The sequence below is a fragment of the Actinomyces sp. Marseille-P3109 genome (assembly GCF_900323545.1).
Taxonomy (GTDB): Bacteria; Actinomycetota; Actinomycetes; order Actinomycetales; family Actinomycetaceae; genus Actinomyces.
Window position 1 is genome coordinate 185,440 of sequence record NZ_OOHN01000008.1, and the last position, 24,662, is coordinate 210,101.

General features: G+C 67.6%; 22 protein-coding genes and 1 tRNA gene. 18 read left to right on the plus strand and 5 right to left on the minus strand.

Going from position 1 to position 24,662, the window contains the following annotated elements:
* Positions 1–69 precede the first annotated feature (69 nt).
* Positions 70–780, plus strand: coding sequence for a TetR/AcrR family transcriptional regulator (locus tag BQ8008_RS00940; protein WP_108832420.1), 711 nt, complete (start codon positions 70–72; stop codon positions 778–780).
* Between the two features lie 61 nt (positions 781–841).
* Here the strand turns inward: BQ8008_RS00940 and BQ8008_RS00945 are convergent, their stop codons facing one another.
* Positions 842–2,440 carry a TrkH family potassium uptake protein gene (locus BQ8008_RS00945; RefSeq protein WP_108832421.1) on the minus strand — a complete coding sequence of 533 codons (1,599 nt, stop codon included), beginning with the start codon at positions 2,438–2,440 and terminating at the stop codon, positions 842–844.
* A 276-nt stretch (positions 2,441–2,716) separates the two neighbouring features.
* Between BQ8008_RS00945 and BQ8008_RS00950 the strand changes: the two genes are divergently transcribed.
* From BQ8008_RS00950 to BQ8008_RS00960, 3 genes are all read left to right on the plus strand, one after another.
* Entirely contained in the window at positions 2,717–2,959 is a 243-nt protein-coding gene (locus tag BQ8008_RS00950; RefSeq protein WP_003784138.1) for a helix-turn-helix domain-containing protein, read from the plus strand.
* 147 nt (positions 2,960–3,106) lie between these two features.
* Positions 3,107–3,205 carry a 30S ribosomal protein bS22 gene (locus BQ8008_RS00955; RefSeq protein ID WP_003792170.1) on the plus strand — a complete coding sequence of 33 codons (99 nt, stop codon included), beginning with the start codon at positions 3,107–3,109 and terminating at the stop codon, positions 3,203–3,205.
* Positions 3,206–3,310: 105 nt separating this feature from the next.
* Positions 3,311–4,609: a UDP-N-acetylmuramate dehydrogenase gene (locus tag BQ8008_RS00960; protein WP_108832422.1), complete on the plus strand. Its 1,299-nt coding sequence runs from the start codon at positions 3,311–3,313 to the stop codon at positions 4,607–4,609.
* A 32-nt stretch (positions 4,610–4,641) separates the two neighbouring features.
* Here BQ8008_RS00960 and BQ8008_RS00965 read toward each other — a convergent pair whose 3' ends face one another.
* Positions 4,642–5,685, minus strand: a complete 1,044-nt coding sequence (locus BQ8008_RS00965; protein WP_108832423.1) for an adenosine deaminase — start codon at positions 5,683–5,685, stop codon at positions 4,642–4,644.
* 344 nt (positions 5,686–6,029) lie between these two features.
* On the opposite strand from BQ8008_RS00965, the gene BQ8008_RS00970 reads away from it, so the two are divergent.
* The gene (locus tag BQ8008_RS00970) at positions 6,030–7,277 is read left to right on the plus strand and encodes a phosphotransferase (protein ID WP_108832424.1); all 1,248 of its coding nucleotides are present in this window, start codon (positions 6,030–6,032) and stop codon (positions 7,275–7,277) included.
* Between the two features lie 90 nt (positions 7,278–7,367).
* On the opposite strand, the gene BQ8008_RS13560 is transcribed toward BQ8008_RS00970, so the two are convergent.
* Entirely contained in the window at positions 7,368–8,477 is a 1,110-nt protein-coding gene (locus BQ8008_RS13560) for a variant leucine-rich repeat-containing protein (RefSeq protein WP_234415166.1), read from the minus strand.
* A gap of 155 nt (positions 8,478–8,632) precedes the next feature.
* Positions 8,633–9,847, minus strand: a complete 1,215-nt coding sequence (locus tag BQ8008_RS00980) for a pyridoxal phosphate-dependent aminotransferase (protein ID WP_108832425.1) — start codon at positions 9,845–9,847, stop codon at positions 8,633–8,635.
* Between the two features lie 156 nt (positions 9,848–10,003).
* Here BQ8008_RS00980 and BQ8008_RS00985 point away from each other — a divergent pair.
* The 7 genes from BQ8008_RS00985 (at position 10,004) to BQ8008_RS01015 (ending at position 14,929) form a co-directional block, all read left to right on the plus strand.
* Positions 10,004–10,076: transfer RNA gene (locus tag BQ8008_RS00985), tRNA-Trp, on the plus strand.
* A 96-nt stretch (positions 10,077–10,172) separates the two neighbouring features.
* Positions 10,173–10,409 (plus strand): preprotein translocase subunit SecE, encoded by a 237-nt coding sequence (gene secE / locus BQ8008_RS00990; protein ID WP_108832426.1) that lies wholly within the window; start codon positions 10,173–10,175, stop codon positions 10,407–10,409.
* 137 nt (positions 10,410–10,546) lie between these two features.
* Complete coding sequence (nusG, locus tag BQ8008_RS00995; RefSeq protein ID WP_108832427.1) at positions 10,547–11,392, plus strand: transcription termination/antitermination protein NusG; 846 nt, start codon at positions 10,547–10,549, stop codon at positions 11,390–11,392.
* A gap of 262 nt (positions 11,393–11,654) precedes the next feature.
* Positions 11,655–12,086, plus strand: a complete 432-nt coding sequence (gene rplK / locus BQ8008_RS01000; RefSeq protein WP_108832428.1) for a 50S ribosomal protein L11 — start codon at positions 11,655–11,657, stop codon at positions 12,084–12,086.
* A 98-nt stretch (positions 12,087–12,184) separates the two neighbouring features.
* Positions 12,185–12,874, plus strand: a complete 690-nt coding sequence (gene rplA, locus BQ8008_RS01005; RefSeq protein WP_108832429.1) for a 50S ribosomal protein L1 — start codon at positions 12,185–12,187, stop codon at positions 12,872–12,874.
* A 757-nt stretch (positions 12,875–13,631) separates the two neighbouring features.
* Positions 13,632–14,246 (plus strand): hypothetical protein, encoded by a 615-nt coding sequence (locus BQ8008_RS13565; RefSeq protein WP_234415167.1) that lies wholly within the window; start codon positions 13,632–13,634, stop codon positions 14,244–14,246.
* Positions 14,247–14,401: 155 nt separating this feature from the next.
* Positions 14,402–14,929 carry an OmpA family protein gene (locus BQ8008_RS01015; RefSeq protein ID WP_442778207.1) on the plus strand — a complete coding sequence of 176 codons (528 nt, stop codon included), beginning with the start codon at positions 14,402–14,404 and terminating at the stop codon, positions 14,927–14,929.
* An 84-nt stretch (positions 14,930–15,013) separates the two neighbouring features.
* Here BQ8008_RS01015 and BQ8008_RS01020 read toward each other — a convergent pair whose 3' ends face one another.
* Positions 15,014–15,766, minus strand: a complete 753-nt coding sequence (locus BQ8008_RS01020; RefSeq protein WP_234415168.1) for a prepilin peptidase — start codon at positions 15,764–15,766, stop codon at positions 15,014–15,016.
* Positions 15,767–16,234: 468 nt separating this feature from the next.
* Between BQ8008_RS01020 and rpsL the strand changes: the two genes are divergently transcribed.
* The 6 genes from rpsL (at position 16,235) to BQ8008_RS01050 (ending at position 24,581) form a co-directional block, all read left to right on the plus strand.
* The gene (rpsL, locus tag BQ8008_RS01025) at positions 16,235–16,609 is read left to right on the plus strand and encodes a 30S ribosomal protein S12 (RefSeq protein ID WP_003786082.1); all 375 of its coding nucleotides are present in this window, start codon (positions 16,235–16,237) and stop codon (positions 16,607–16,609) included.
* Positions 16,609–17,079, plus strand: coding sequence for a 30S ribosomal protein S7 (gene rpsG / locus BQ8008_RS01030; protein WP_003786052.1), 471 nt, complete (start codon positions 16,609–16,611; stop codon positions 17,077–17,079). Before rpsL ends, rpsG begins: the two co-directional genes overlap by 1 nt.
* Before the next feature lie 45 nt (positions 17,080–17,124).
* Positions 17,125–19,266 carry an elongation factor G gene (gene fusA, locus BQ8008_RS01035; protein ID WP_108832431.1) on the plus strand — a complete coding sequence of 714 codons (2,142 nt, stop codon included), beginning with the start codon at positions 17,125–17,127 and terminating at the stop codon, positions 19,264–19,266.
* A 201-nt stretch (positions 19,267–19,467) separates the two neighbouring features.
* Positions 19,468–20,658 carry an elongation factor Tu gene (gene tuf, locus BQ8008_RS01040; RefSeq protein ID WP_075407059.1) on the plus strand — a complete coding sequence of 397 codons (1,191 nt, stop codon included), beginning with the start codon at positions 19,468–19,470 and terminating at the stop codon, positions 20,656–20,658.
* 421 nt (positions 20,659–21,079) lie between these two features.
* A complete protein-coding gene (locus BQ8008_RS01045; protein WP_108832432.1) occupies positions 21,080–22,687 on the plus strand; it encodes a SpaH/EbpB family LPXTG-anchored major pilin in 1,608 nt (535 codons plus the stop codon).
* A gap of 187 nt (positions 22,688–22,874) precedes the next feature.
* Entirely contained in the window at positions 22,875–24,581 is a 1,707-nt protein-coding gene (locus tag BQ8008_RS01050) for a SpaH/EbpB family LPXTG-anchored major pilin (RefSeq protein ID WP_108832433.1), read from the plus strand.
* The last annotated feature ends 81 nt before the right edge of the window (positions 24,582–24,662 follow it).

Below are 24,662 nucleotides of genomic sequence, written 5' to 3' on the forward strand. Positions count from 1 at the left end.
GAGTGCGTGGCAGTCAGTCAACAACGATCGTTTCGATTTGAGGTGTTCTGAGTCGCTTATCCTGAACTCATGCCACGAGTGACCGCCGCCCACCGGGATCGCCAAAGGTCCCGAATCCTTCAGGCCGCCGAGAAGTGCTTCGCCCGCAGCGGCTTCCAGGCCACCTCCATGGATGAGGTCATCGCAACGGCCGGGATGTCGTCGTCGACCGTGTACCGTTACTTCCCCGAGGGCAAGCGCTCTCTTGTGCGCGAGGTCCTGAACCGGCGGATGAGGCCACTCATCGAGCGGATCAGGCAGCTCGCCGAGCCCGAGGAGCTGCCCGACTTCGAGCAGGGATTCATCGAGGCGCTCGTCCTGCTCAACTACGAGCGCGACGACATCGAGCAGCGCACCGCCGAGACCTCCTCCACCTCGCGGCGGGCCTCCGCTCGGCGGGACGAGGCCCGCAAGGATGCTGACGACGTCGGACTGAGCGCCTGGGCGCCACTGGCCTACCACGCCTGGGGTGAGCTGACCCGTGACCCCGAGATGCGCGTCATGGTCCAGGAGAACTACCACGACATCCGCAGTGGCCTCATCCGCCTGTGCCGCAATGGGCAGAGGGCCGGAACGATCTCCGGTCGCCTGGGCCCCGAGCAGCTGGCCTCACTCATCCAGAGCGTGTCCCTCGGCCTCATCGTCGAGCAGCTCATCACCGGCCGCGCGGATGTGGAGAGTGCGGCCGCGACCCTCGGGCACCTGCTCGCCCCGGACAGGCCGGATCCCGAAGGGACCTGATCGTTCCCGCTGGTGTCTGCGGGCCATTGGGGTGAGCGAGTGCCGAATGGGGCGGCGGGCGCTAACCGATCATCGGGCTGGCCTCGGGCATCCGGATGACACGGCGCCGTTCGCGCAGTGCCAGGGCGCTGGCCGCCGTCATCGTGCCCACGCGGCCGACGAACATGAGCGCCACGATGACGTACTTGGCGCTCGCGGGAAGGGTGGGAGTGATGCCCGTGGACAGGCCCACGGTCGCAAACGCGCTGATGACCTCGAAGAGAATCCGGTCCAGGGGCAGGTTGGTCATCTGCAGGAGCAGGAGCGTGGCGAGCCCGATGACGCTGGAGCCGATGAAGGCCACCGCCACGCTCAGACGCACGGTCGAGGGCGTGATGCGCCGCCCGAAGGCCTCGATGTCCTGGTCGCCGCGAGCCTCGGCGAGGATCGCCAGGAGCAGGACCGCGAAGGTCGTCACCTTGATGCCGCCGGCCGTCGAGGCCGAGCCGCCGCCGACGAACATGAGGGCGTCCTGGAGGAACCAGGTGGCCTCGTGCATGTGCTCGGGCGGGATCGTGGACAGCCCCGAGGAGCGGGCGTTGACGCCGTTGATGAGGGCGGTCATGATCTTGCCGCCCATGGGCAGCGCCCCATAGGTGAGCGGGTTGTTCCACTCGAAGGTGGCGATGGCGACGGTCGAGGTGACCGTGAGGGCCAGGTAGGTCGTCAGGGTCAGCTTCGTGTGCAGGCTCCATGTCCGGGGCCTGCGCCGTCGGCCCGTGATGTCCAGGATGACGGGGAAGCCGACCGCCCCCATGAAGGTCCCCAGGATGATCGGCAGGCCGATCCACCAGTCGGTGGCGTAGGCGCCCAGGCCCTCGGGCATGATGACGAAGCCGGCATTGTTGAAGATCGACAGCCCCATGAAGGCCGCGTACCACAGGGCGTGCCCCACATCGAGGCCGTGGCCCAGGAAGCGGGGCAGTAGCATGAGTGTGAGGACGAGCTCGCAGCCGGTGGCCGTGTAGATGACGGCGCGAAGGAGGCGTCCCACCTCGCCCAGGCGCGACTGGTTCTCCGAGGCCGCCAGCATCCGCTGGGTCAGGCCCACGTGCCGAGACACTGCCAGGGACAGCAGTGAGGCCAGGGTCATGACGCCCAGGCCGCCCACGGCGGCGGCCAGGATGATGACGACGTGCCCGAAGGTGGACCAGTAGGTGGCCGTGTCCACGGTGCTCAGGCCCGTGACGCACGCCGCCGAGGTGGCGGTGAACAGGGCGTCGACGAAGTCTGCACGACTCCCGCTCGTCGTGGCGATGGGAAGGCTGAGCAGCGCGGTCACCACGATAATGATGGCCGCGAAGACGATGACCGCCAGCCGGGCCGGGTAGAACCTGGCCGCCCGCGCGATCTGGCCGAGCGGCTCGATATGGCGGAGCAGGCGACGCAGCCCCCGCGGCTCGGTGCTCGGCGTGGGCAGCCTGAGAGGTGGCTCGTCGACGTCGTCGCCCCCGGTGTCTCCAGCCGGGCGCTTCTTGTGCCGCTTCCACGGACGGCCGACGACGCCCACGAGCGGGGCGTGCCAGTGGGCCTGTCGATGCCCGCCGGCACGGGATCCGTTGCGTGGTCCGCTCTGGGGGTCAGGCTCGTCTGCGGTGTCTGTCTGGGGCACGGTCGCCATTGTGGTCCTGTCGATGCGGCCTCGTCACGTTCCCGAGCGCTGAGACCCGGGTGTGTCAGCCGCACGTCCGGCCTCTGGGGTGGCGAAGACGTTGGTGGTGCGCGCTCAGAGAGGAGCAGATGACGGAAGTTGCGACAGCGAGTATTGATGCCCCAGTGTGAAATGCGACGCGTGAGGCGATTGGGGTCCGAGAAATCCTGTGCGATGGCTGATGCGGCGTTATATTGGCAGTGTTCCTGCCCCACGGGGCCTCCCGCAACGAACGGACCTGAGCTCATGGCACCGGGCCTTCCCACATCCCCCAGCGCCTCCGGCGCCCCCTCCTTCCTCACCGTGGCCGAGGTGGCGGCGATGCTGCGCGTGTCCAAGATGACTGTCTACCGGATGGTGCACTCCGGCGACCTGCCCGCGATGCAGGTCGGCCGCTCCTTCCGCGTCCCCGAGCGCGCCGTTCACGAGTACCTGGCCGCCGGTCTGGGTGACTGGGGCCACGACGCGTCGGAGGCATCAGGGTCCTAGGACCCGCTAGACTCAGGCGGTCATCTGCGTGGTCGGCCGCTGAGCCTCACGCGCCGACCAACTGCCCCATGGCATAACCCTCGCCGGCCTGCCTCGGCTCGCAGGGAGGGTCTGCGGGCACTACGAAGCGAACTGCGAGGAGATCTCATGGGATCCGTTATCAAGAAGCGCCGCAAGCGCATGGCCAAGAAGAAGCACCGCAAGCTGCTTCGCAAGACGCGTCACCAGCGTCGTAACAAGAAGTGAGGCGAGCGGCCCGCCCGCGCCTTGGGGCTCCGTGCACACCGCTGGTGTGAGCGGGGCCCTGCTTGTCTCTCATGAGGAACCGACCAGGAAGAGTGGAGGCCGCCCTTGACCAACACCCCCGATGACCGTACTGGTGCTGAGCCGTCGATCGGAACGTCGACAGCGTCGCTGGCCGAGCCGCAGACGCTGGAGGGCGACTGCACCGTCCCGCTGAGCGCCAACGTCGACCCGTCCGCCTGGCCCGAACCCGTTCAGGCCCTGGCGCGCGCGTCCGGGACCGGTACCTGGCCGAACAGCCTGGCCGAGCTGACCACTCTGCGTGTGGGCGGTCCGGTGGGCGCCTACGTCGAGGCCGCCACCCAGAGTGAGCTGACCGAGGCGATCCGCGAGGCCGATGCCGCGGGCACGCCCGTCCTCGTCGTCGGCGGCGGCTCCAACATCATGGCCTCCGACGCAGGCTTCGACGGGCTCGTCATCCGCGACGCCCGCGCCGAGGTCTCGCTCGTCTCGGACTCGATGTGCGGCGGCGTCGAGGTGACGGCCACCGCCGGCACCACCTGGGACGACCTGGTGCGCGAGGCCATCGCCAGCCAGTGGGCCGGGTTCGCGCCCCTGTCCGGGATCCCCGGCACGGTAGGGGCCGCCCCGGTGCAGAACATCGGGGCCTACGGCGCCGAGGTCGCCGAGCTCATCGCCAGCGTGCGAGCCTGGGACCGCCTGCGCAACCGGGTGGTGTGGCTGGCCCTGGGCGAGCTGGGACTGGCCTACCGCGACTCCCGCCTCAAGCAGTCCCTCACCGACGCGGAGGTCGGCGGTGGGCGTCTGTGGGGCCCGACCGGACGCTGGGTGGTCCTGGACGCCACCTTCGCCGTGCGGCAGGGCTCCCTGTCCTCCCGGGTCGCCTACTCCCAGCTGGCCGGCGCCCTCGGCGTCGAGCTGGGCGAGCGCGTGCCCGAGCGCGAGCTGCGCGAGGCGGTCCTCGAGCTGCGCCGCTCCAAGGGGATGGTCCTGGACAGCGCGGACCATGACACCTGGTCGGCCGGCTCCTTCTTCACCAACCCGATCCTGACCACGGCCGAGGCCGAGCTCCTGCCCGAGGACGCCCCTCGCTACCCGGTCACCGACCACTCCCAGGTGGTGCTCGGCACCAAGGAGGCCCCCGTCGTCGAGGGCCTGGTCAAGACCAGCGCCGCCTGGCTCATCGACCACGCCGGATTCACCAAGGGCTTCACGGTGGAGGCCGGGGCTCCGGCCGGGCTGTCCAGCAAGCACGTCCTGGCCCTGACCAACCGGGGCGGCGCCACCGGTGCGGACCTGGCACGCCTGCGCGACACGGTGGTGGCCGGTGTCCGTGATCGCTACGGCGTCACCCTCGTGCCCGAACCCGTCCAGGTCGGCTTCTAGACGCCCGGCTCAAGCGGGCTGGAGGCCTCGCCTCAGTCGGTCTCGGGACGCGTGGCCGGGTCGGGAGCCGCCAGCCAGACGTCCACCTCGGCCAGCCAGGCCCGCTTGGCCGTCGGCGAGGCCAGTGAGGCACGGATCGAGGCGCGGGCCAGCTCGGCCAGCTCGACGTCGTCACAGCCCAGGGCCCGGGCGATCTCGTACTGGTTGACGAGCCGGGACTGGAAGAGCAGCGGGTCGTCGGCGCTCAGGGCGATCTGCGCGCCGTGACTCATGAGCGTGCGCAGGGGGACGTTGTCGGGGCTTCGGTAGACGCCCAGGCTCACGTTGGAGGCGGGGCAGACCTCGAGGCTGATGCCGGCGGCGACGATCGCGTCCAGCAGCTCGGGGTCCTCTCCGGCGCGCACCCCGTGGCCCAGCCGTGTGGGACCGAGTGCGGAGACGACGTCGCGCAGGTGGTCGGGTCCCAGGAGCTCGCCGCCGTGCGGCATGGAGGCGAGCCCGCCCCGGCGGGCGATGGCGAAGGCCCGCTCCCAGGAGGAGGTCTGTCCGGCGCGCTCGTCGTTGGACAGGCCGAAGCCGACCACCTCTCCCGGCTGATCCCCGGCGTAGCGCACCGCCAGACGGGCGAGCGTGCGGGCATCCAAGGGGTGGCGCATCCGGGAGGCCGCCACGATGACGGCCACCTCCACGCCGGTCAGGGCGGTGGCCTGCTTGGCGGCGTCGAGGATGATCTCCAGGGCGGGGGTGATCCCTCCGACGAAGGGGGCGTAGCTGGTGGGGTCGACCTGGATCTCCAGGCGGAGCGAGCCCTCGGCGGCGTCATCGAGCGCAGCCTCCAGGACGATGCGGCGCATGACCTCCTCGGTGCGCACCAGGGCCCGGGCCGTGTCGTAGGCGCGTTGGAAGCGGAACCAGCCGCGCCGGTCGGCGGGCACGCGCAGGGGATCGCCGTCCAGGAAGCTGGAGGGCAGGCGCGTGCGCGAGGACGAGGCCAGCTCGATGAGGGTGTCCAGGCGCATCGACCCCGTGAAGTGCAGGTGCAGATGCGCCTTGGGCAGGGTGGCGAGGTCGCGCATGGGTGGATTCTTCCACGTGCCCGCCGACCTCCTCACCCGCAACGTCTCTGCGCGCGGCCGATGACGCTCGCCGTGTCACGATGGGAGGCCTTTCCGGGGTTCGGCGGGTGTTTCCGGTGAGGGGAGAATGCTGGGACCTGCGCGGATGGGATCCGTGGGGCCGGCGAGCGTGCTCCAACTCGGCCTAAAAGTCTCCCGAAGTGACAGATGTGCTGCGCGAGAGGCAAAATTCGCCTCTGTTGAATCGTCCCGGTGCGGCGAGCCGACTGTCGCTTCCGCTGTTGCCGAACACCAGAGGCCGATTTAGCGGCGAACCATCAGGTGGGTGGGGCAGACTAACTGTCATGAACCACTCGTCGGCGTCCCAGGAGCCCGAGGAGGTGGCTCTGCTGACGGGGCCGCGCGCCTCGTCCGTGCTCTCCGCCGCCCTCGCCCCGGCCGGCCAGCGCCTGGCCAGCTGGGAGGTCCACTCGGTCCATCACCGCCCCGGTGCGGGCGTGTCGGTGGGGTACACGGCCGTTGTCGTCGCGCCCAACGGGCGTTCCACCACTGAGTACCTGTGCGCCACGACGGCGCGCCTGTCCAACCCGCACGCCCCGGGGCTGACGCGGGTGGCCCCCACCGGCGGGGACGGCCCCGCGGTCCACGTGTGGCGCCACCCGGCCGACCCCGAGCTTCCGGGGCTGGTGGTGGCCTGCACCCCCTCGTTGCTCTCGGCCCGGATCGGCACCCAGGTCAAGGCCACGATGGTCGCCTACCGACCCACACGCCGCGCCGTCGTGCGTGCCACCTTCCCTGACGAGACCACTGCCTACGCCAAGGTCCTGCGCCCGAGCCAGGCACCCTCCTTCGCCCAGCGCCACCGCCTGCTGACTGCCTCCGGCGTGCCGGCGCCCGAGGTCCTGCGCGAGGACCCTGATGGGCTCGTGCTGCTGTCCACCGGCCGGGGTGTGGCCCTGTCCGGCCTGCTGTCCCAGGGCATGAGCGTCTCGCGCAGCGAGCGCGTCTTCAACGGCCTCATCTCCCTGCTGGACGCCCTGCCGGCCAGCGCCATGCAGCTGCCCGCACACGCCGCCTGGTCCGAGCGGGCCCGCCACTACGCGCACGCCGCCGCCACGGTCCTGCCCGAGCACGCCGCTCGCGCCCGGGCCGTGGCCGAGGGGGTCGAGCAGCTCATGGCCGCCTCCGACGCCGGCAGACCGGTCCCGGTCCATGGCGACTTCTACGAGGCGAACGTCCTCATGGAGGGTGAGAACGTCACCAGCCTGCTCGATGTCGACTCCCTGGGGCCCGGCTACCGGGTCGACGACCTGGCCTGCCTTCTGGGGCACGTCAGCGTCCTGGACCACCTGGCACCCGCCTCCTACCCGAAGCTTCGCCCCATCCTGGAGACCTGGACCCGCATGGCCGAGCAGCAGGTGGACCCGGTCTCGCTGCGAGCCCGGTGCGCCGGCGTCGTCCTGTCCCTGGTGGCCGGCGCCCGCCGCGAGGACGGCGGCCCCTGGCGCCCCGACGCCGAGGGACGCCTGGCCCGTGCTGAGACCTGGCTGGCGCAGGGCCGCGAGATCCAGGCCCGCCGCGGGGCCCACTGAGTTCGCCGACTTCACGCCGAGCCGGGCATTCTTCGCGCTGCCCCACAGAAACTCTGTCGGTCTCGGCGAAACATGCCCGGCTCGGGGTGGTCAGAAACTGATGTGCGACTCTCTGGAGATGGTGAATCCGCGGCCGGTGATCGTGTTCCAGCACGTCATCCCCTTGGACTGCGAGGCGCAGGCGTAGTCGGAGAAGACCGTGGTCTCCCCGTACTGGAGCGTGTGGAAGGTGTCGCCCGGCTGTCCCAGGTACTCCTCTCCGCAGCGGACCTCGGTTCGGCCGGCGAGCGCCACGATGGAGAACTCCCGATCGGGACAGTCCTGCATCCCGGAGGAGGCGTAGCTCCGCTCCAGGATGGAGCAGCCGACCCCTTCGTCGTAGAGCACGCAGGAGATGTTCTTCGACGGAGTGTCCACGTACTGGTAGGAGTACGTCTGAGCCTGCGGGGGAAGAGTCGGTCCGTTGGAGGGCATCGGCGCCGCCCCGGCCTCGGTGGTGGCGTCCGCGGTGGGCTGGGCGGCCTGCCCCGCCGAGGTGCCCTCGGTCTGGGCGGGGGCTGCTGCCGCGGAAGCGGCTGAAACCATCTTCGTCTCCGACTGCCGACCCCGATTCGCCAGCAGCATGCCGGCGAAGGTCCCGGCAGCGGCGACGGCCAGGACCAGCGTGATGACCAGAGCGGCTATCAGTCCGTTGTGAGATCTGGAACGGGGCTCAGACGGATCGACAGGCGGTGCCTGCGCAGCCACCGGTGCTGGCGCGGGCCCTGGATCCGGCCGGTTCGGCCCCGATGCCGGTAGCGGGTACATCGTCGTCGGCATCGCCGGTGAGGTCTCCAGGACCACCGTCTGAGGAACCGTCTGCGCCGTCGTTCCCACAGGAGTCCCGGTGCACGGGGAGACGGTGTACGGCGAGAAGCTGTAGTCGGCGGTCGAGGCCGAGGGCAGGGCCGCGGTCTCAGCCGTCCTGAGGCGGACCGAGCCGGACGCGGTCGTCGCGCTCACCGGGGACGCGGGTGACACCTGAGACAAGTCGCCCGCGCCCATCTGGAGAACCTGCTCGCGCAGCACCGCGGGGAGCGCGGGATTGGCGGCGACAACGGGCCGCAGATCAGGAAAGGCCCTGGCGAGGTACTCCAGCACCTCGGGCTCGGTACTGGGATCGGCGGCACGACGTTCATCGTCGGGAGTGTGAGCGGGCACAAATCGGATGATAGGTCCCGTCAGGATGCGGAAGACCCGTCCGCAACCACATTGGTATCAAACGCCGAGCCGGGCATGTTTCGCGGTGCCCCACAGAAATTCTGTCGGTCTCGGCGAAACATGCCCGGCTCGGGACAAAGAAACGGGGGCCGGTGCTACTCGACCTCGGCCAGGAGCGTCTGGACCCGGCCGACGCCCTCGGCCAGGTCGTCGTCGCCCAACGCGTAGGACAGCCGCAGGAAGCCCGAGGGCCCGAAGGCCTCACCGGGAACAACGGCGACCTCGGCGTGCTCGAGGATGAGCGCGGCCAGCGTGGCGGAGGTGTCGATCTCGGTGCCGCGCAGCGTGCGCCCGAGCAGCCCCTCGATACTGGGGTAGGCGTAGAAGGCGCCGCGCGGCACGGGCACGGTCAACCCCTTGATCTGCGAGAGCATCTCCACCATGGTGCGCCGGCGCCGGTCGAAGGCGGCGCGCATCTGCTCGACGGCGGCCAGGTCGCCGCTGACGGCCGCCAGCGCCGCGCGCTGCGAGACGTTGGCGACGTTGGAGGTCAGGTGGGACTGGAAGTTGGTGGCGGCCTTGATGACGTCGCTCGGGCCGATCATCCAGCCCACGCGCCAGCCGGTCATGGCGTAGGTCTTGGCCACGCCGTTGAGGACGATCGTCTGCTCGGCCAGCTCGGGAACCAGCTTGACGACGTGCGCGGCCCGGGCGCCGTCGTAGAGGAGGTGCTCGTAGATCTCGTCGGTGATGACCCAGATGCCGTGCTCCAGCGCCCACTGGCCGATGGCGGTGAGCTCTTCTGGCGTGTAGACCGAGCCGGTCGGGTTCGACGGCGAGCACAGCAGTAGCACCTTGGCGCGCTCCGTGCGAGCGGCCTCGAGCTGGTCCACGCTGACCTTGTAGTCCTGGTCCGCGCCGGCGAAGACCTCCACGGTAGTGCCCCCGGCCAGGGCGATGGCCTCGGGGTAGGTGGTCCAGTAGGGAGCGGGCAGCAGGACCTCGTCGCCGGGGTCGATGAGCGCGGCGAAGGCCTGGAAAACGGCCTGCTTGCCGCCGTTGGTCACCAGGATGTCGTCGGGGGAGACCTCGTAGCCGGAGTCGCGCAGCGTCTTGGCGGCGATGGCCTCGCGCAGGACCGGCAGGCCCTTGGCGGGGGAGTACTTGTGGTTGGCCGGGTCCTTCGCAGCGGCGACGGCGGCCTCGACGATGTAGTCGGGGGTGGGGAAGTCGGGCTCTCCGGCACCGAAGCCGATGACCGGGCGGCCGGCGGCCTTGAGGGCCTTGGCCTTGGCGTCGACGGCCAGGGTGGCGGACGGGGCGATGGCGGACAGGCGGGCGGAAACGCGGTGTGCGGGTGCAGGTGTCACTCGACCATGGTCCCACGACGCATGAAATCTGCATGTCGAAAACGGGTCCGCCCGGCGAGGCGTACGCCCATGGAGCCGCTCGCTCCAGCGTGGCGCACCCCACGGCCTGCGGTTACCGCAAATGTCTGCTGGTGTGGCAGACTAGAGCACCGCTGAAGGGCAGTGGCGCAATTGGTAGCGCACCGGTCTCCAAAACCGGCGGTTGTGGGTTCGAGTCCCGCCTGCCCTGCTGAGAACGGCGGATCTGTCGGGAGATCCCGTCGGTTTCGTCTTCTCCCCGCTGTGCGGGAACTGACCTAACCGTCGACCCTGAGGATCCAGATTCATGAGCGAGAGCGCACGCGCCGCGGCAGGCAAGCCGGGCAGGAAGCGCGGCTTCTTCGGGCGCATCGCCCTGTTCGTCCGCCAGGTCATTGACGAGCTGCGCAAGGTTGTCTGGCCCACCATGAATGAGCTGTGGACCTACTTCACGGTGGTCGTCGTCTTCATCATCGCCATCATGGCCTTCACCGGGGTGCTGGACTTCGCCTTCAACCGGGCCGTCATGTGGCTCTTCGCCTGATCGACTTACGTCGTCGGCTGCCGCGCTCTCTCACCGCGGGCCACCGGTCCCGTCTCTGACCGCTTCACTCACCGCCGCTGCCGCCCGGGCAGCTCGTAGCATCCGCTCGTCTCACGCCACTGGAAAGCAGGTACACCATGTCTGAGGACGTCTCCTCGCAGACCACCCCCGACGACGGCGAGGTCCTCGCCTCGCTCGCCGCCGACGACGTCGTTGAGGCCGACGCGGTCGTCGAGCCTGCGGCCGACGACGCCGATGCCGCTGCCGAGGTCGATGACGCCATCGAGGCCGTCAATGCGGCCGAGCCGGCTCAGGACACCCACGTCGTCGACCCGCTGGCCGAGTTCCGGCGCCAGATGTCCGCCCTGCCGGGCCAGTGGTACGTGCTGCACACCTACTCCGGCTATGAGCGCCGCGTGGCCACCGACATCATGGCCCGTGCCGAGAACTTCGAGGTCGAGGACTACATCTTCGACGCCACCGTCCCCATGGAGACGGTGATCGAGATCAAGAACGGCAACAAGAAGAAGGAAGTCTCCCGGGTGCGCATCCCCGGCTACGTGTTCGTGCGCATGGACCTGGACGACCCGGAGACCTCCGACAAGGTGTGGCGCACCATCAAGGACACCCCGGCCGTCACCGGCTTCGTGGGGGACCGCTACAACCCGGTGCCGCTGACCTTCGAGGAGGCCGTCGCCCAGCTCGGCCCCACGCCCGAGGAGATCGCCGCCAAGGAGGCCGCGGCCGTCGAGGCCACCGCCCCCGAGTCCGGCTCCGGCACCCAGATCGCCACTGGCGGCCAGGTCTTCGAGGTCGCCTTCGAGGTCGGCGAGTCCGTCATCGTCACCGACGGCCCCTTCGACTCCCTGCCGGCCACGATCTCCGAGATCCACCCCGAGACCCAGAAGCTCCAGGTGCTCATCTCCCTGTTCGGCCGCGACACCCCGGCCGAGCTCTCCTTCACCCAGGTCGCCAAGATCTAAGGCCGACCTGAGTCGAGGCTTCCGTCATCCGCCGTGGCCCGACGACGCTCGTCCTGCGCCGTCGGGCCAATGGCCGCCCGGCCCGCGAGGTCGGATACCGCACGGGAGCCACGTATCACAGGCCGTCGTCCTGTGATACCGCGCACCGGGCGCCCTGAGCGGCTCCGCGGAGGGCTACGATGAGCGCTTGTGCGTGCGCATGCACCCACGGCTGCACGGCAGGCGTGCAGCACATCCGGACAAGCAAGAAGGACCCATACCTATGGCCCCCAAGAAGAAGGTCGCCGGGCTGATCAAGCTCCAGATCCAGGCCGGCCAGGCCAACCCCGCACCGCCGATCGGCCCCGCCCTGGGTGCCCACGGCGTCAACATCATGGAGTTCTGCAAGGCGTACAACGCCGCGACCGAGTCGCAGCGCGGCAACGTCATCCCCGTGGAGATCACCGTCTACGAGGACCGCTCCTTCACCTTCATCACCAAGACCCCGCCGGCCGCCGAGCTCATCAAGAAGGCCGCGGGCATCCCCAAGGGCTCCGCCACCCCTCACACCGTCAAGGTGGCCTCCCTGACCCAGGCTCAGGTCCGTGAGATCGCCGAGTCCAAGATGCCCGACCTCAACGCCAACGACGTCGATGCCGCCGCGAAGATCATCGCCGGCACCGCCCGCTCCATGGGCATCACCATCGAGGCCTGAGGCACCCGCCGGTCTGCCGGCCCTCTCAATTCAATCCCCATACGAAACCGTGGAAGGGCCTCGCGCGGCCCGAACACCACGACTGCAAGGAGAAGCAGATGACTAAGCGCTCCAAGGCCTACCGCGCCGCGGCTGAGAAGATCCAGTCCGGAGTCCTCTACACCCCGGCCGAGGCCATCCACCTGGCCAAGTCCACCTCCGTCACGAAGTTCGACGCCACCGTAGACGTCGTCTTCCGCCTGGGCGTCGACCCTCGCAAGGCGGACCAGATGGTCCGTGGCACCGTGTCCCTGCCGCACGGTACCGGTAAGACCGCCCGCGTCGTCGTCTTCGCCCAGGGTGAGCGGGCCGAGCAGGCCCTCGCCGCCGGCGCGGACGAGGTCGGCGGCGACGAGCTCATCGAGAAGGTCGCCGGCGGCTACACGGACTTCGACGCCGCCGTGGCCACCCCCGACCTCATGGGCAAGGTCGGCCGCCTGGGTCGCGTCCTGGGCCCCCGTGGCCTCATGCCCAACCCTCGCACCGGCACCGTGACGATGGACGTGGCCAAGGCCGTCTCCGACATCAAGGGCGGCCGCATCGAGTTCCGCGTTGACCGCGCCTCCAACCTCCACTTCATCATCGGCAAGGTCTCCTTCTCCGAGGAGCAGCTGGAGGCGAACTTCCAGGCCGCCCTGGAGGAGATCCTGCGCCTCAAGCCCTCGGCCTCGAAGGGCCGCTACATCCTCAAGGCCACCATCACTACCACCATGGGTCCCGGCATCCCGCTGGACGTCACCAAGGCCTGAGGCTCTTTTCCTCACGACGGCGTCGGCCGCCTCTCCGCGTGGGAGGCGGCCGACGCCGTTCTATGACTGTGCTCTACCCCGGGCAGTACGGGGGCGTCTGCCCATGGCCCGAGGGGTGCCTCGCTCACTACGGTTCAGGCACCGGTGGAACACCTGGTGGGGGGGCGGAGCGTGAGAAGCCGGCCGTCCTCGTCCTTGTCCCTCCCTCTGGCAAGGACGAGGACGGCCCTTCTGCTCAGCGGCTCGGGCTTCGCGGCGGTGACGATGACTCGGGGCTCACTCCCGCCCCTGCCGGCTGAGGACGACCCACTGGCCAAGGCCGAGGAACCCGACGCCGCATCTGTGCATTTCGACAATGTAGGCAGATCGCACCCGGCCGGAGGAACCAGTGACCCGCCCCTCGTCAGGGCCGAGAAGGCCGCGAACGACAGTTGGGACGGCGTCGTCGAAGGAATACGGAGTGAACGGGAGAATGCCGAGGTCGCAGGTACTCCTTGGTGAGGCTGTGAGAAATGTTCGAGAACGAGCACACTCAAGACGTCAATTGTCTTAACGGGGGTACTCCCCGTGTACTACCCGTCGCTCCATGGGGAGTCCCCAGGTGTCCGGGTCCCCACCGGGCACCCCGGGTATATCCGTGCACCACACGCCTTCTCCCCGTGGGAGGCTCCCCATTTCTTGGATAAGGGATGCTGCTTAGGGTTTTGGTATTCCTCAGGCCGGGGTGGCTTGAGTGCCAAACAATGGAGGTCCCATCATGATGACTGTTTCTACGCGAGTCCTGGCTGCTGTGAGTGCCATTGGCCTGACCGCGACTCTGGCGTCCTGCCAACTGGGAGGTGGCTCGGACTTGAACGCATCCGGTACTGCGACGTCGGCGTCCGCACCGAAGTCAGCGCAGACCGGGGCGAGTGCTCCCGGTAGTAACGGCGCGGTGATCGAGTCGCATCCCACCAGCATTGAGGGCAAAGCTGGAACCGTTTCTCTGAACTCCGTCTCTGGTGCAGGAACGACGGTGACCGTCATGTTCTCCGTGACGAATAATGAAAAGAAAGATGATATGTGGATCTACAGCTCGTTCTCCGACGGAGATGACTCGGTTCCCCAGCCTGAAGGAAAAGCGAGTCCGGGAGGGAGCACCAACAACGTCGACGGTCTGACGCTCATCGAGCCGTCCTCCTCAAACATCTACCGTGTCTCCTATGACTCCCAAGGTGGCTGCCTATGCTCCAGCGATCTCTCGGATTACGTCAAGCCTGGGCAGACGGTCGCGCTCCAGGCAACCTTCACCGGTGTCCCGGCCGAGGCGAAGAGCGTCACCATCACCATTCCGAATGGCGGAACCTTCAGTAATGTGGCGGTGTCTCGATGATGCAGCAGGTGCTTTGTGGAAGATGGGTGATGGGCGCAAGGCGTCGCTGTCGGATTGGGGCGCTTGCCGCAGCGGTTGTCGCTGTGAGCGCTGTTTCCTGGTCGGCTGCCGTTGGAGCTGACGCCTTACCCGTAGCACCACAGGCGGGCCGACCGGTGGCGGGGCCGACCAAGAGCGCCACAGCCGATCCGACGACGATCGTCAAGCAGCCCGGTAGCGCAGGGCCGGGCAATCCCCGGGTGGCTCAGACCGTGGACCGCCTTGTCACCCCGGTATCGCGATCGAGCAGCTCGGACAGCGCCGTCACCTTCTCCTCGGACGGGCGGACAACTGTGGCCTCGCTGTCCGGTGACGTCACCTTCGACGTCGACTCGGCCACCCTGACCGACCGTGCCAAGCAGGTGCTCGATGAGATCGTCACCCGTTGGAACGGCAAGCCGCCGGGCACGGTCACCGTGGTGGGGCATACCGACTCCGTGGCCGACGACGCCTACAACCAGACTCTCTCCGAGCAGCGGGCCAAGGCCGTCGCGGACTACCTGACCTCCAAGGTTGCGTCCCTGAACGTCCAGTCCTCCGGCAAGGGGGAGAGCGAGCCCGTGGCCTCCGAGACCAACGAGGACGGCAGCGTCAATGAGGCCGGCAAGGCCTCCAACCGCCACGTGGACGTGCGCTGGGGGTGATGATGCTGCGATACGTCAACTGGTCTGGCCGGTGGGGCTCGGTCTGGGACTGAGGATCTGGGCCAATTGCGCAGAGCGCCGGGATTATGCGATCGCCGCCGGCCAGGCCAGGAATGCCCCGACGATGAGGTAGGGGCCGTAGGCGATCGAGTCCTGACGGCTCACGCGCCTGGTGGCAAGGAGCGCGAGAGCGACGACTCCCGCAATGAGGACGCCCATCACGAATCCGTAGGCCAGCATCCAGGGGGCGTGCCAGCCCAGCCACATCCCGATGACGGCGCACAGCTTGACGTCACCCATCCCTATGCCGGTGCCGAGGAGGGCCAGTGCCAGGCAGATCCCGCCCGCCGCGGTGGCGGACAGGAGGGCCCGCCAAGCGGCATGGGGGATCTCCGGTTGCCGGATCGCGACGGCTGCTCCGCAGGTGACCAGCCAGACCGTGACCGACCCCAGGATCCGGTTGGGCAGCAGGTGGGCGACGCTGTCGACGCTGGCTGCGCAGCCCAGGAGCGCGAAGACCGGAAGGGCAACAAGCGTTGGCCCGACGGCGCCCGCCCGTATGCCCCACCATATGCACCAGCCGCACAGGGGCAGGGCCACAAGAGCCTGGGGTCTGCTCTCCAGCAGGCCGGGGTGCTTCAGCGTTCGAGGTGTCGGAGGCGCCTGTGGCCCCCTGCCGTCGGCGTCGTCCGAGGGCGCGGATGGCTCCTTGGCTGCGAGCTGCCCGACGTAGCGCCTCGTCCACGCCGACACCGGCCCCGCGACGAGTGCGATGGAGGCCGCGGCCGCCAAGGCCATCATTGCGAGCGGCCAGGACTGAATCGCTGAGACCGGCATCGAAGAGCCTTTCGACGTGCGGGCGGGAGGCGGTGATGGCTGAGGGTGTGATGATTGTCCACTATCCTTGGCGTCGGTCCGGCCTCGAGGGCGCGGTTGCGGGCGTGTCCAGCACCACGCTCTTACCTCACTACCCGCCCTGGCGCGCGCCTACGGCGAACGGGTACCCTGGCCGACGGTGCCCGCTGGCGGGTCACCGCATCTCCATTCCGTTCCCAGCGACGTCGGCTCCGGCCCAGGCCCTGAACGGCCTGCTCGGCTCTGCTCGACATCGTGACGCGGGTCTGCCGCGGCGGGAACCGACGGGCCCCTGACTGCGGGGCTCCGGACGTCGCAATCGGGCGAGCCTCGATCCCGGCGGGCCGGCCCTCTCCGCGGTGGCGTGCGCCGTCGAGCCACCGATGGGGGAGCGGTCCGGCACGCAGGCAGCAGCCAGATACAGACTCACGTCCCTATGGAGAATCAGTAGTGCCTACCATTCAGCAGCTGGTCCGCAAGGGCCGCTCGACGAAGCGCTCTGCGTCCAAGACGCCGGCGCTCAAGGCCAGTCCGCAGCGCCGTGGCGTGTGCACTCGCGTGTACACCACGACCCCCAAGAAGCCGAACTCCGCCCTTCGTAAGGTCGCCCGTGTGCGCCTGTCCACCGGTATCGAGGTCACGGCCTACATCCCCGGTGAGGGCCACAACCTCCAGGAGCACTCCATCGTGCTCGTGCGCGGTGGTCGTGTGAAGGACCTTCCCGGTGTCCGCTACCACATCGTGCGCGGCGCCCTCGACACCCAGGGTGTCAAGGGCCGCCAGCAGGCACGTTCCAAGTACGGCGCCAAGAAGGAGAAGAAGTAATGCCTCGTAAGGGTCCCGCACCCAAGCGCCCGCTCGTCGTCGACCCCGTCTACGGCTCGCCGGTCGTCACCCAGCTCGTCAACCGCGTCCTGCTGGACGGCAAGAAGTCCACCGCTGAGCGCATCGTCTACGGTGCCCTCGAGGGCGTCCGCTCCAAGACGGACCAGGACCCGGTCTCCGTCCTCAAGCGCGCGCTGGACAACATCCGCCCCGCGCTGGAGGTCCGCTCCCGCCGCGTCGGTGGTGCCACCTACCAGGTGCCCGTCGAGGTTCGTCCCGGCCGCGCCACCACCCTGGCGCTGCGCTGGCTGGTGGACTTCTCCCGCCAGCGCCGCGAGAACACGATGACCGAGCGCCTCATGAACGAGATCCTCGACGCCTCCAACGGCCTGGGCGCCGCGGTCAAGCGTCGCGAGGACATGCACCGCATGGCCGAGTCCAACAAGGCCTTCGCCCACTACCGCTGGTAACACCGGTAGCAGCTCCGTACCCCACACGAACGAAGGACACCACCAGTGGCACTTGACGTGCTGACAGACCTCACCAAGGTCCGCAACATCGGCATCATGGCGCACATCGATGCCGGTAAGACCACCGTGACAGAACGCATCCTGTTCTACACGGGCATCAACTACAAGATCGGCGAGACGCACGACGGCGCCTCGACGATGGACTGGATGGAGCAGGAGCAGGAGCGTGGTATCACCATCACCTCCGCGGCAACCACCTGCTTCTGGAAGAACAACCAGATCAACATCATCGACACCCCCGGCCACGTGGACTTCACGGTCGAGGTCGAGCGCTCCCTGCGCGTGCTCGACGGCGCCGTCGCGGTCTTCGACGGCAAGGAGGGCGTGGAGCCGCAGTCCGAGACGGTGTGGCGCCAGGCGGACAAGTACAACGTTCCGCGCATCTGCTACATCAACAAGATGGACAAGCTGGGCGCCGACTTCGACTTCTCCGTCCAGACCATCCGTGACCGCCTCCACGCCACCCCGATCGTCCTCAACTTCCCGATCGGCGCCGAGAACGAGTTCTCCGGCCTTGTCGACGTCCTGGAGATGCGGGCCATCCGCTTCCCCGAGAAGGACGCCGACGGCAAGGACACCCGCGGTTCCGTCGTCGAGTACGAGGAGATCCCCTCCGAGCTCGTCGCCAAGGCCGAGGAGCTGCGCGGCCAGCTGGTCGAGACGGTCGCCGAGGCCGACGACACCCTCATGGAGAAGTACCTCGAGGGCGAGGAGCTCAGCGTCGCCGAGCTCAAGGCCGGCATCCGCAAGCTCACCGTGGCTGGCGAGGCCTTCCCGGTCCTGGCCGGGTCCGCCTTCAAGAACAAGGGCATCCAGCCCGTGCTCGACGCCGTCCTGGACTACCTGCCCTCCCCGCTCGACGTCCCCGACGTCGAGGGCCACGCCGTCGGCAACGAGGAGGAGGTGCTCACCCGTCCGGCTGACGAGAAGGCCCCCTTCGCCGCCCTGGCCTCCAAGGTGGCCACCCACCCCTTCTACGGCAAGCTCGTCTACGTGCGCGTCTACTCCGGCAAGGTCTCCCAGGGCGACATGGTCCTCAACGCCACCAAGGGCAAGAAGGAGCGCATCGGGAAGCTCTTCCAGATGCACTCCAACAAGGAGAACCCGGTGGAGGAGGCCCACGCCGGCCACATCTACGCCCTCATCGGCCTCAAGGACGTCACCACCGGTGACACCCTGTGCGCCCAGGGCTCCCCGATCATCCTGGAGTCCATGACCTTCCCGGACCCGGTCATCCACGTGGCCATCGAGCCCAAGACCAAGGGCGACCAGGAGAAGCTGGGTGTGGCCATCCAGAAGCTCTCCGAGGAGGACCCCACCTTCACCGTCTCCCTCGACGAGGAGACCGGCCAGACCGTCATCGGCGGTATGGGTGAGCTCCACCTGGACGTGTTCGTGGACCGCATGCGCCGCGAGTTCAAGGTCGAGGCCAACGTGGGCGCCCCGCAGGTCGCCTACCGCGAGACCATCCGCAAGAAGGTGGACAAGGTCGAGTACACCCACAAGAAGCAGACGGGTGGCTCCGGCCAGTTCGCCAAGGTGCAGATGAGCTTCGAGCCCCTCGTGGCCGATGAGGCCGCCGAGGCCGCCGACGGCGAGAAGGCGCACTACGAGTTCGCCAACGCCGTCACCGGTGGTCGCGTGCCCCGCGAGTACATCCCCAGTGTGGACGCCGGGGTCCGGGACGCCATGCTCACCGGTGTCCTGGCCGGCTACCCGATGGTGGACATCAAGGCCACCCTCATCGACGGCGCCTACCACGAGGTCGACTCCTCCGAGATGGCCTTCAAGATCGCCGGCTCCATGGCGTTCAAGGAGGGTGCCAAGAAGGCCTCGCCGGTCCTCCTCGAGCCCGTCATGGCCGTCGAGGTCCGTACTCCCGAGGAGTACATGGGCGACGTCATCGGTGACCTCAACTCCCGTCGCGGCATGATCGCCTCGATGGAGGACGCCGTCGGCGTCAAGGTCATCCGTGCCAACGTCCCCCTGTCCGAGATGTTCGGCTACGTCGGTGACCTGCGCTCCAAGACGCAGGGACGTGCCGTCTACTCCATGACCTTCGACTCCTACGCCGAGGTTCCCAAGAACGTCGCCGACGAGATCATCGCCAAGGTCAGGGGCGCCTGACGCCCGCACACCGGGGGCCCGCTCCGGCTGCGCGCAACCGCAGCAGGCCCCCGGCCCGGTGGCGCCCGCACGCGCCGATCGGGACCCACTTCAGTAAGATTTCCAACATCCACCAGTAGAGACTCTTGACGCCCGGACGGCTAGCATGTGTGCTAGTCGAATCCCGACGAAGAGAACTACCCGAGTCCCAGGAGGACACCAGTGGCCAAGGCCAAGTTCGAGCGGACCAAGCCGCACGTCAACATCGGAACGATCGGTCACGTCGACCACGGTAAGACGACGCTGACCGCTGCGATCTCCAAGGTTCTGCACGACGAGTACCCCGAGCTGAACCCCTTCACCCCCTTCGACGAGATCGACAAGGCTCCTGAGGAGCGTCAGCGCGGTATCACCATCAACATCGCGCACGTCGAGTACGAGACCGACAAGCGCCACTACGCGCACGTCGACGCCCCCGGTCACGCCGACTACATCAAGAACATGATCACCGGTGCCGCCCAGATGGACGGCGCGATCCTCGTGGTCGCCGCCACCGACGGCCCGATGGCCCAGACCCGCGAGCACGTCCTGCTCGCCCGCCAGGTGGGCGTCCCCGCCCTCCTCGTGGCCCTCAACAAGTCCGACATGGTGGACGACGAGGAGCTCCTCGACCTGGTCGAGATGGAGGTGCGCGAGCTGCTCTCCTCCCAGGACTACGACGGCGACGAGGCTCCTGTCATCCGCGTCTCCGCTCTCAAGGCCCTGGAGGGCGACGCCGAGTGGGCCGGCAAGATCAAGGAGCTCATGGACGCGGTGGACGAGTACATCCCCACCCCCGAGCGTGACATGGACAAGCCCTTCCTCATGCCCATCGAGGACGTCTTCACCATCACCGGTCGCGGCACCGTCGTCACCGGTCGTGTGGAGCGCGGCAAGCTCCCGATCAACTCCGAGGTCGAGATCCTGGGTATCCGTGAGGCCCAGAAGACCACGGTCACCGGTATCGAGATGTTCCACAAGCAGATGGACGAGGCCTGGGCCGGCGAGAACTGCGGTCTGCTCCTGCGTGGTACCCGTCGCGAGGACGTCGAGCGCGGCCAGGTCATCTGCAAGCCCGGCTCCATCACCCCGCACACCGAGTTCGAGGGTCACGTCTACATCCTCACCAAGGACGAGGGCGGCCGTCACAACCCCTTCTACTCGAACTACCGTCCGCAGTTCTACTTCCGCACCACGGACGTCACCGGTGTCATCACCCTGCCCGAGGGCACCGAGATGGTCATGCCCGGTGACACCACCGAGATGAGTGTCCAGCTCATCCAGCCCATCGCCATGGAGGAGGGCCTCGGCTTCGCCATCCGCGAGGGTGGCCGCACCGTCGGCTCCGGCCGCGTCACCAAGGTCATCAAGTGACCCACTGACGCTCCGCGCCTCCGCGTAGCACCAGACCTCCCCGGTCAGAACTCGTGTTCTGACCGGGGAGGTCTTTTATGTCCTGTCGGATTGTCACCGGAAAGGCCGACCGAGAATGTGAATAGTCGCGCGAACTACACAATGCGCAAATGCTGTGACGTGAGCGTAATGAATAGCGTCGCAATGAAGTAACGGACGATTTCAGATCCATTACCGACCCGGTTTTTCTCGGTTTCCTGGACTAGTTTATCGACAGTGCCCACATGTGGACGCTAACGCTCTTGAGTGGGCGGTTCCGGCGTTGTTCCGCTGACGCCGTCGGGCAGGACGGAGACTTTCGCCGGAGAACACGCTCCCTATTGATACCCCTGCCATGCGTCTGTCCTCCCCGGCAGCGCACAGTGAAAGGAAATCCCAACCCATGAAGCACAACGCCAGCACGCTGGGGCGTCGGGTTGCGGCCGTAGCCGGTGTCCTGACCCTGGCTGTTCTCGGCCTGGCCCCCGTGGCCCAGGCAGAGGATCCCAACTACGGAGACATCAAGACCGACGCATCAGGCTCCCTTATCATCCACAAGCACCTCACTGGAGACGGGAACCCCATCGGCGCCCCCGACGGCACCGCTCTGAACAACATGGACAAGGGTGAACCTATCCCGGGCGTCGTCTTCACCGCCTACCCGATCACCGACGTCGATCTGAAGGACCCCGCGGGCTGGGAGACGATCAGTGCTCTGTCCCAGAGCGGTGTGCCGGACAGTGCCTGCACAACCCCTACCACTCCCGTGCTGGCAGGGCACACGTTGGGCAGTGGTCTGTCCTCCTCTGAGACCAGTAACCAGGGTGTCGCCACGATCTCCGGCATGCCGGTCAAGGCATATCTCGTGTGTGAGACCAAGACGCCCGGTGACATCGTTCAGAAGGCCAAGCCCTTCGTGGTGACGATTCCTCACCCGAACACCGCCGCTGAGGACGCGGATGGCAGGTGGCTCTACGACGTCCACGTCTATCCCAAGAACGAGGCCATTGACGTTGAGAAGAGCGTTCAGGAACAGAAGGTCAATGGCTACGGCGTCGGCTCCCTCGTCAAGTTCCCGGTGAGTTCTGAGCTGGCGACCCTCGACGCCAAGTCCCACTACAAGTACTTCCAGCTCAAGGACACCCTGGACGCGCGCCTCTCAGAGGTGACCGCCACTGAGGTCACTATCGAGGGGGCGAGTCTTGAGACCACCGACTACACGGTGGCGGTCGACGGGCAGACCGTGACCGTCACCTTCACCGCCTCAGGTCTGGCGAAGCTCAAGGATGCCGCCACCAAGACGGTGTCCGCCACCTTCCAGGGCAAGGTGACCTCCGCGGGTGATGGTTCCATCAAGAATACAGCTCAGGTGTTGGCTGACACCGTCTATGCCGACCAGCCTCCGACACCTGAGACGCCTCCCACCAACCCTGTCAACCCTCCGACCTCCAACGAGGTGGTGACTCATTGGGGTGACCTGGTGATCACGAAGGTGGATGCCAATGACAAGGCTCAGGGGAAGGCTGGTCTGAAGGGTGCTGAGTTCCAGCTGTTCAAGGCCAAGGATGCGTATGCGGGCACCTGCTCCAAGGAGAAGGAGGGGGAGGCCATCTCCGTGGGCGGCGAGACCACGTTGACCACGGGTGACGATGGCACTATCGATGTCAAGGGCCTGTTCGTCTCCGACTCCGTTGACGGGGCGGACCGGGACAACAAGGTCAACGCTGCCGAGCGCTGCTACGTGCTGGTGGAGACCAAGGCTCCTGCCGGGTTCGTTCTTCCCGCCGGGGATGATGCCGTGACTGCTGTGAAGGTCCAGTCCGGTGCTGGTGTCTCGGACAACGTCGTCATTGAGAACACCAAGCAGGCGGTTCCGGGGCTGCCGCTGACCGGTGCCAACGGCATGCTCATCCTGACCGCCTCCGGTGCGGCCCTGCTGATGATCGCCGTCGGATCCGTCCTCGTGGCCCGCTACCGCGAGCGCAAGCAGATCGCGGAGCTCTCCTCCTGATGACAACCGCCGCCGGCTGAGACTCGTGGGCCTCAGCCGGCGGCCACCGCCGAGAAGGCCGAGCCTCACACACGAGGCCGTACCCCAGACAAGACGGAGACGTTCGCCGGAGAACACGCTTCCTCTTGATACCCCTGCCATGCGTCTGTCCTCCCCGACGGCGCACAGTGAAAGGAAATCCCAACCCATGAAGCACAACGCCAGCACGCTGGGGCGTCGGGCCGCGGTCACGGCCGGTGTCCTCACTCTGGCCGTGCTTGGTCTGGCCCCCATGGCCCAGGCCGAGGACGCCAACTACGGAGACATCAAGACCGAAGCGTTAGGCTCCCTCACCATCCACAAGCACCTCAACGGCGGCGGTGAACCGATCGGTCTCCCCGACGGCAGTCCTGTGGCCGGAGGCCCGCCCCTTGGGAGACCGCCCCTCCGTCCTGAGTTTCAGCCTGGGCGAGTTGAGGGACTCGTCCAGGGTGAGCCGTTCACCGTGACTCCCGTCCTGCAGACCGAGAAGGGTGCACCTGTCTCCGGAGTGCAGTTCACCGCCTACCCGATCACCGAGATCAACCTCAAGGACCCCGCGCACTGGAACAAGGTCAGTGCCCTGTCCACACCCGGTGCCATCCCGGACAGCGCTTGCGCCGACCCGGCCAGGCCCGTGCTGGATGATTACTCCTTCGAGGCGGGGATGACGTCCCCGGATACAGACGCCTCCGGTGAGGCGACCATTAACAGCATGCCGGTCAAGGCCTACCTCGTGTGCGAGACCAAGACCCCCGGCAACATCGTTCAGAAGGCCAAGCCCTTCGTCGTGACGATTCCCCACCCCAACACCGCCGATGGACAGGGACAGTGGCTCTACGACGTCCACGTCTACCCCAAGAACGAGAAGATCGAGGTCTCCAAGACCATCCAGGACCAGAAGGTCAACGGCTACGCCGTGGGTTCCAAGGTCCGCTTCCCGGTCACCTCGACCCTGCCGAAGCTGGATGACACCTCTCACTACAAGTACTTCCAGCTCAAGGACACCCTGGACGCGCGCCTCACGGGGCCGACGGCCGCGGACGTCACCCTCGACGGAGCTCCGCTCGATGACACTGACTACCAGGTGGCGGTCGACGGGCAGACCGTGACGGTGACCTTCACCAAGGCCGGCCTGGCCAAGCTCAAGGACCTCCCGGGCAAGAACGTCCAGGTGATCTTCGAAGGAACTGTCTCCGAAGCCGGTGACGGCAGCATCAACAACACGGCGCAGCTCATCTCCGATACCACCTACGCCACCACGCCTCCGGACCCGAGCGACCCACCGGTCGACCCCAATGACCCGCCGACGACCGACACGGTGACCACCAACTGGGGCAACCTGACGATCAAGAAGCTTGACAGCCACGACCGGGCCGGCAGTAAGGCCGGCCTCAAGGGCGCCGAGTTCCAGCTGTTCAAGGCCAAGGAGTCTTACGCAGGCACCTGCACCAAGGAGAAGGTGGGGGATGCGATCTCAGTTGACGGCAAGACCACCCTCACTACCGATGGCAACGGTACCATCGACATCAAGGGCCTGTTCGTCTCCGACTCCATCGACGGGGCGGACCGGGACAACAAGGTCAACGCTGCCGAGCGCTGCTACGTGCTGGTGGAGACCAAGGCGCCCGCCGGCTTCGTCCTGCCCTCCGGCGACGACGCCGTGACTCCCGTCAAGGTCACGGTCGGTGCCGAAACCACGGACGATGTCACCATCGAGAACACCAAGCAGACGGTTCCGGGGCTGCCGCTGACCGGTGCCAACGGCATGCTCATCCTGACCGCCTCCGGTGCGGCCCTGCTGATGATCGCCGTCGGATCCGTCCTCGTGGCCCGCTACCGCGAGCGCAAGCAGAACGCGAACCCCGCGCTCTGATGACTACCGCTGTCGGCCGGGGCCCGTGAGCCCCGGCCGACAGCCACGACCGCAAGAGCCCTCCCTCAACCACGTCTTGAC

What these genes read in the sequence shown, in the direction of transcription:
- BQ8008_RS13565 (WP_234415167.1), top strand. Translation starts at nt 13,632, where the DNA reads ATGATGACTGTTTCTACGCGAGTCCTGGCTGCTGTGAGTGCCATTGGC.
- BQ8008_RS00945 (WP_108832421.1), bottom strand. Translation starts at nt 2,440, where the DNA reads ATGGCGACCGTGCCCCAGACAGACACCGCAGACGAGCCTGACCCCCAG.
- BQ8008_RS00965 (WP_108832423.1), bottom strand. Translation starts at nt 5,685, where the DNA reads ATGCGCGACCTCGCCACCCTGCCCAAGGCGCATCTGCACCTGCACTTC.
- nusG (WP_108832427.1), top strand. Translation starts at nt 10,547, where the DNA reads ATGTCTGAGGACGTCTCCTCGCAGACCACCCCCGACGACGGCGAGGTC.
- BQ8008_RS00955 (WP_003792170.1), top strand. Translation starts at nt 3,107, where the DNA reads ATGGGATCCGTTATCAAGAAGCGCCGCAAGCGCATGGCCAAGAAGAAG.
- BQ8008_RS01020 (WP_234415168.1), bottom strand. Translation starts at nt 15,766, where the DNA reads ATGCCGGTCTCAGCGATTCAGTCCTGGCCGCTCGCAATGATGGCCTTG.
- BQ8008_RS00970 (WP_108832424.1), top strand. Translation starts at nt 6,030, where the DNA reads ATGAACCACTCGTCGGCGTCCCAGGAGCCCGAGGAGGTGGCTCTGCTG.
- rpsG (WP_003786052.1), top strand. Translation starts at nt 16,609, where the DNA reads ATGCCTCGTAAGGGTCCCGCACCCAAGCGCCCGCTCGTCGTCGACCCC.
- BQ8008_RS01045 (WP_108832432.1), top strand. Translation starts at nt 21,080, where the DNA reads ATGAAGCACAACGCCAGCACGCTGGGGCGTCGGGTTGCGGCCGTAGCC.
- secE (WP_108832426.1), top strand. Translation starts at nt 10,173, where the DNA reads ATGAGCGAGAGCGCACGCGCCGCGGCAGGCAAGCCGGGCAGGAAGCGC.
- rplA (WP_108832429.1), top strand. Translation starts at nt 12,185, where the DNA reads ATGACTAAGCGCTCCAAGGCCTACCGCGCCGCGGCTGAGAAGATCCAG.
- BQ8008_RS00940 (WP_108832420.1), top strand. Translation starts at nt 70, where the DNA reads ATGCCACGAGTGACCGCCGCCCACCGGGATCGCCAAAGGTCCCGAATC.
- BQ8008_RS01050 (WP_108832433.1), top strand. Translation starts at nt 22,875, where the DNA reads ATGAAGCACAACGCCAGCACGCTGGGGCGTCGGGCCGCGGTCACGGCC.
- BQ8008_RS00950 (WP_003784138.1), top strand. Translation starts at nt 2,717, where the DNA reads ATGGCACCGGGCCTTCCCACATCCCCCAGCGCCTCCGGCGCCCCCTCC.
- rplK (WP_108832428.1), top strand. Translation starts at nt 11,655, where the DNA reads ATGGCCCCCAAGAAGAAGGTCGCCGGGCTGATCAAGCTCCAGATCCAG.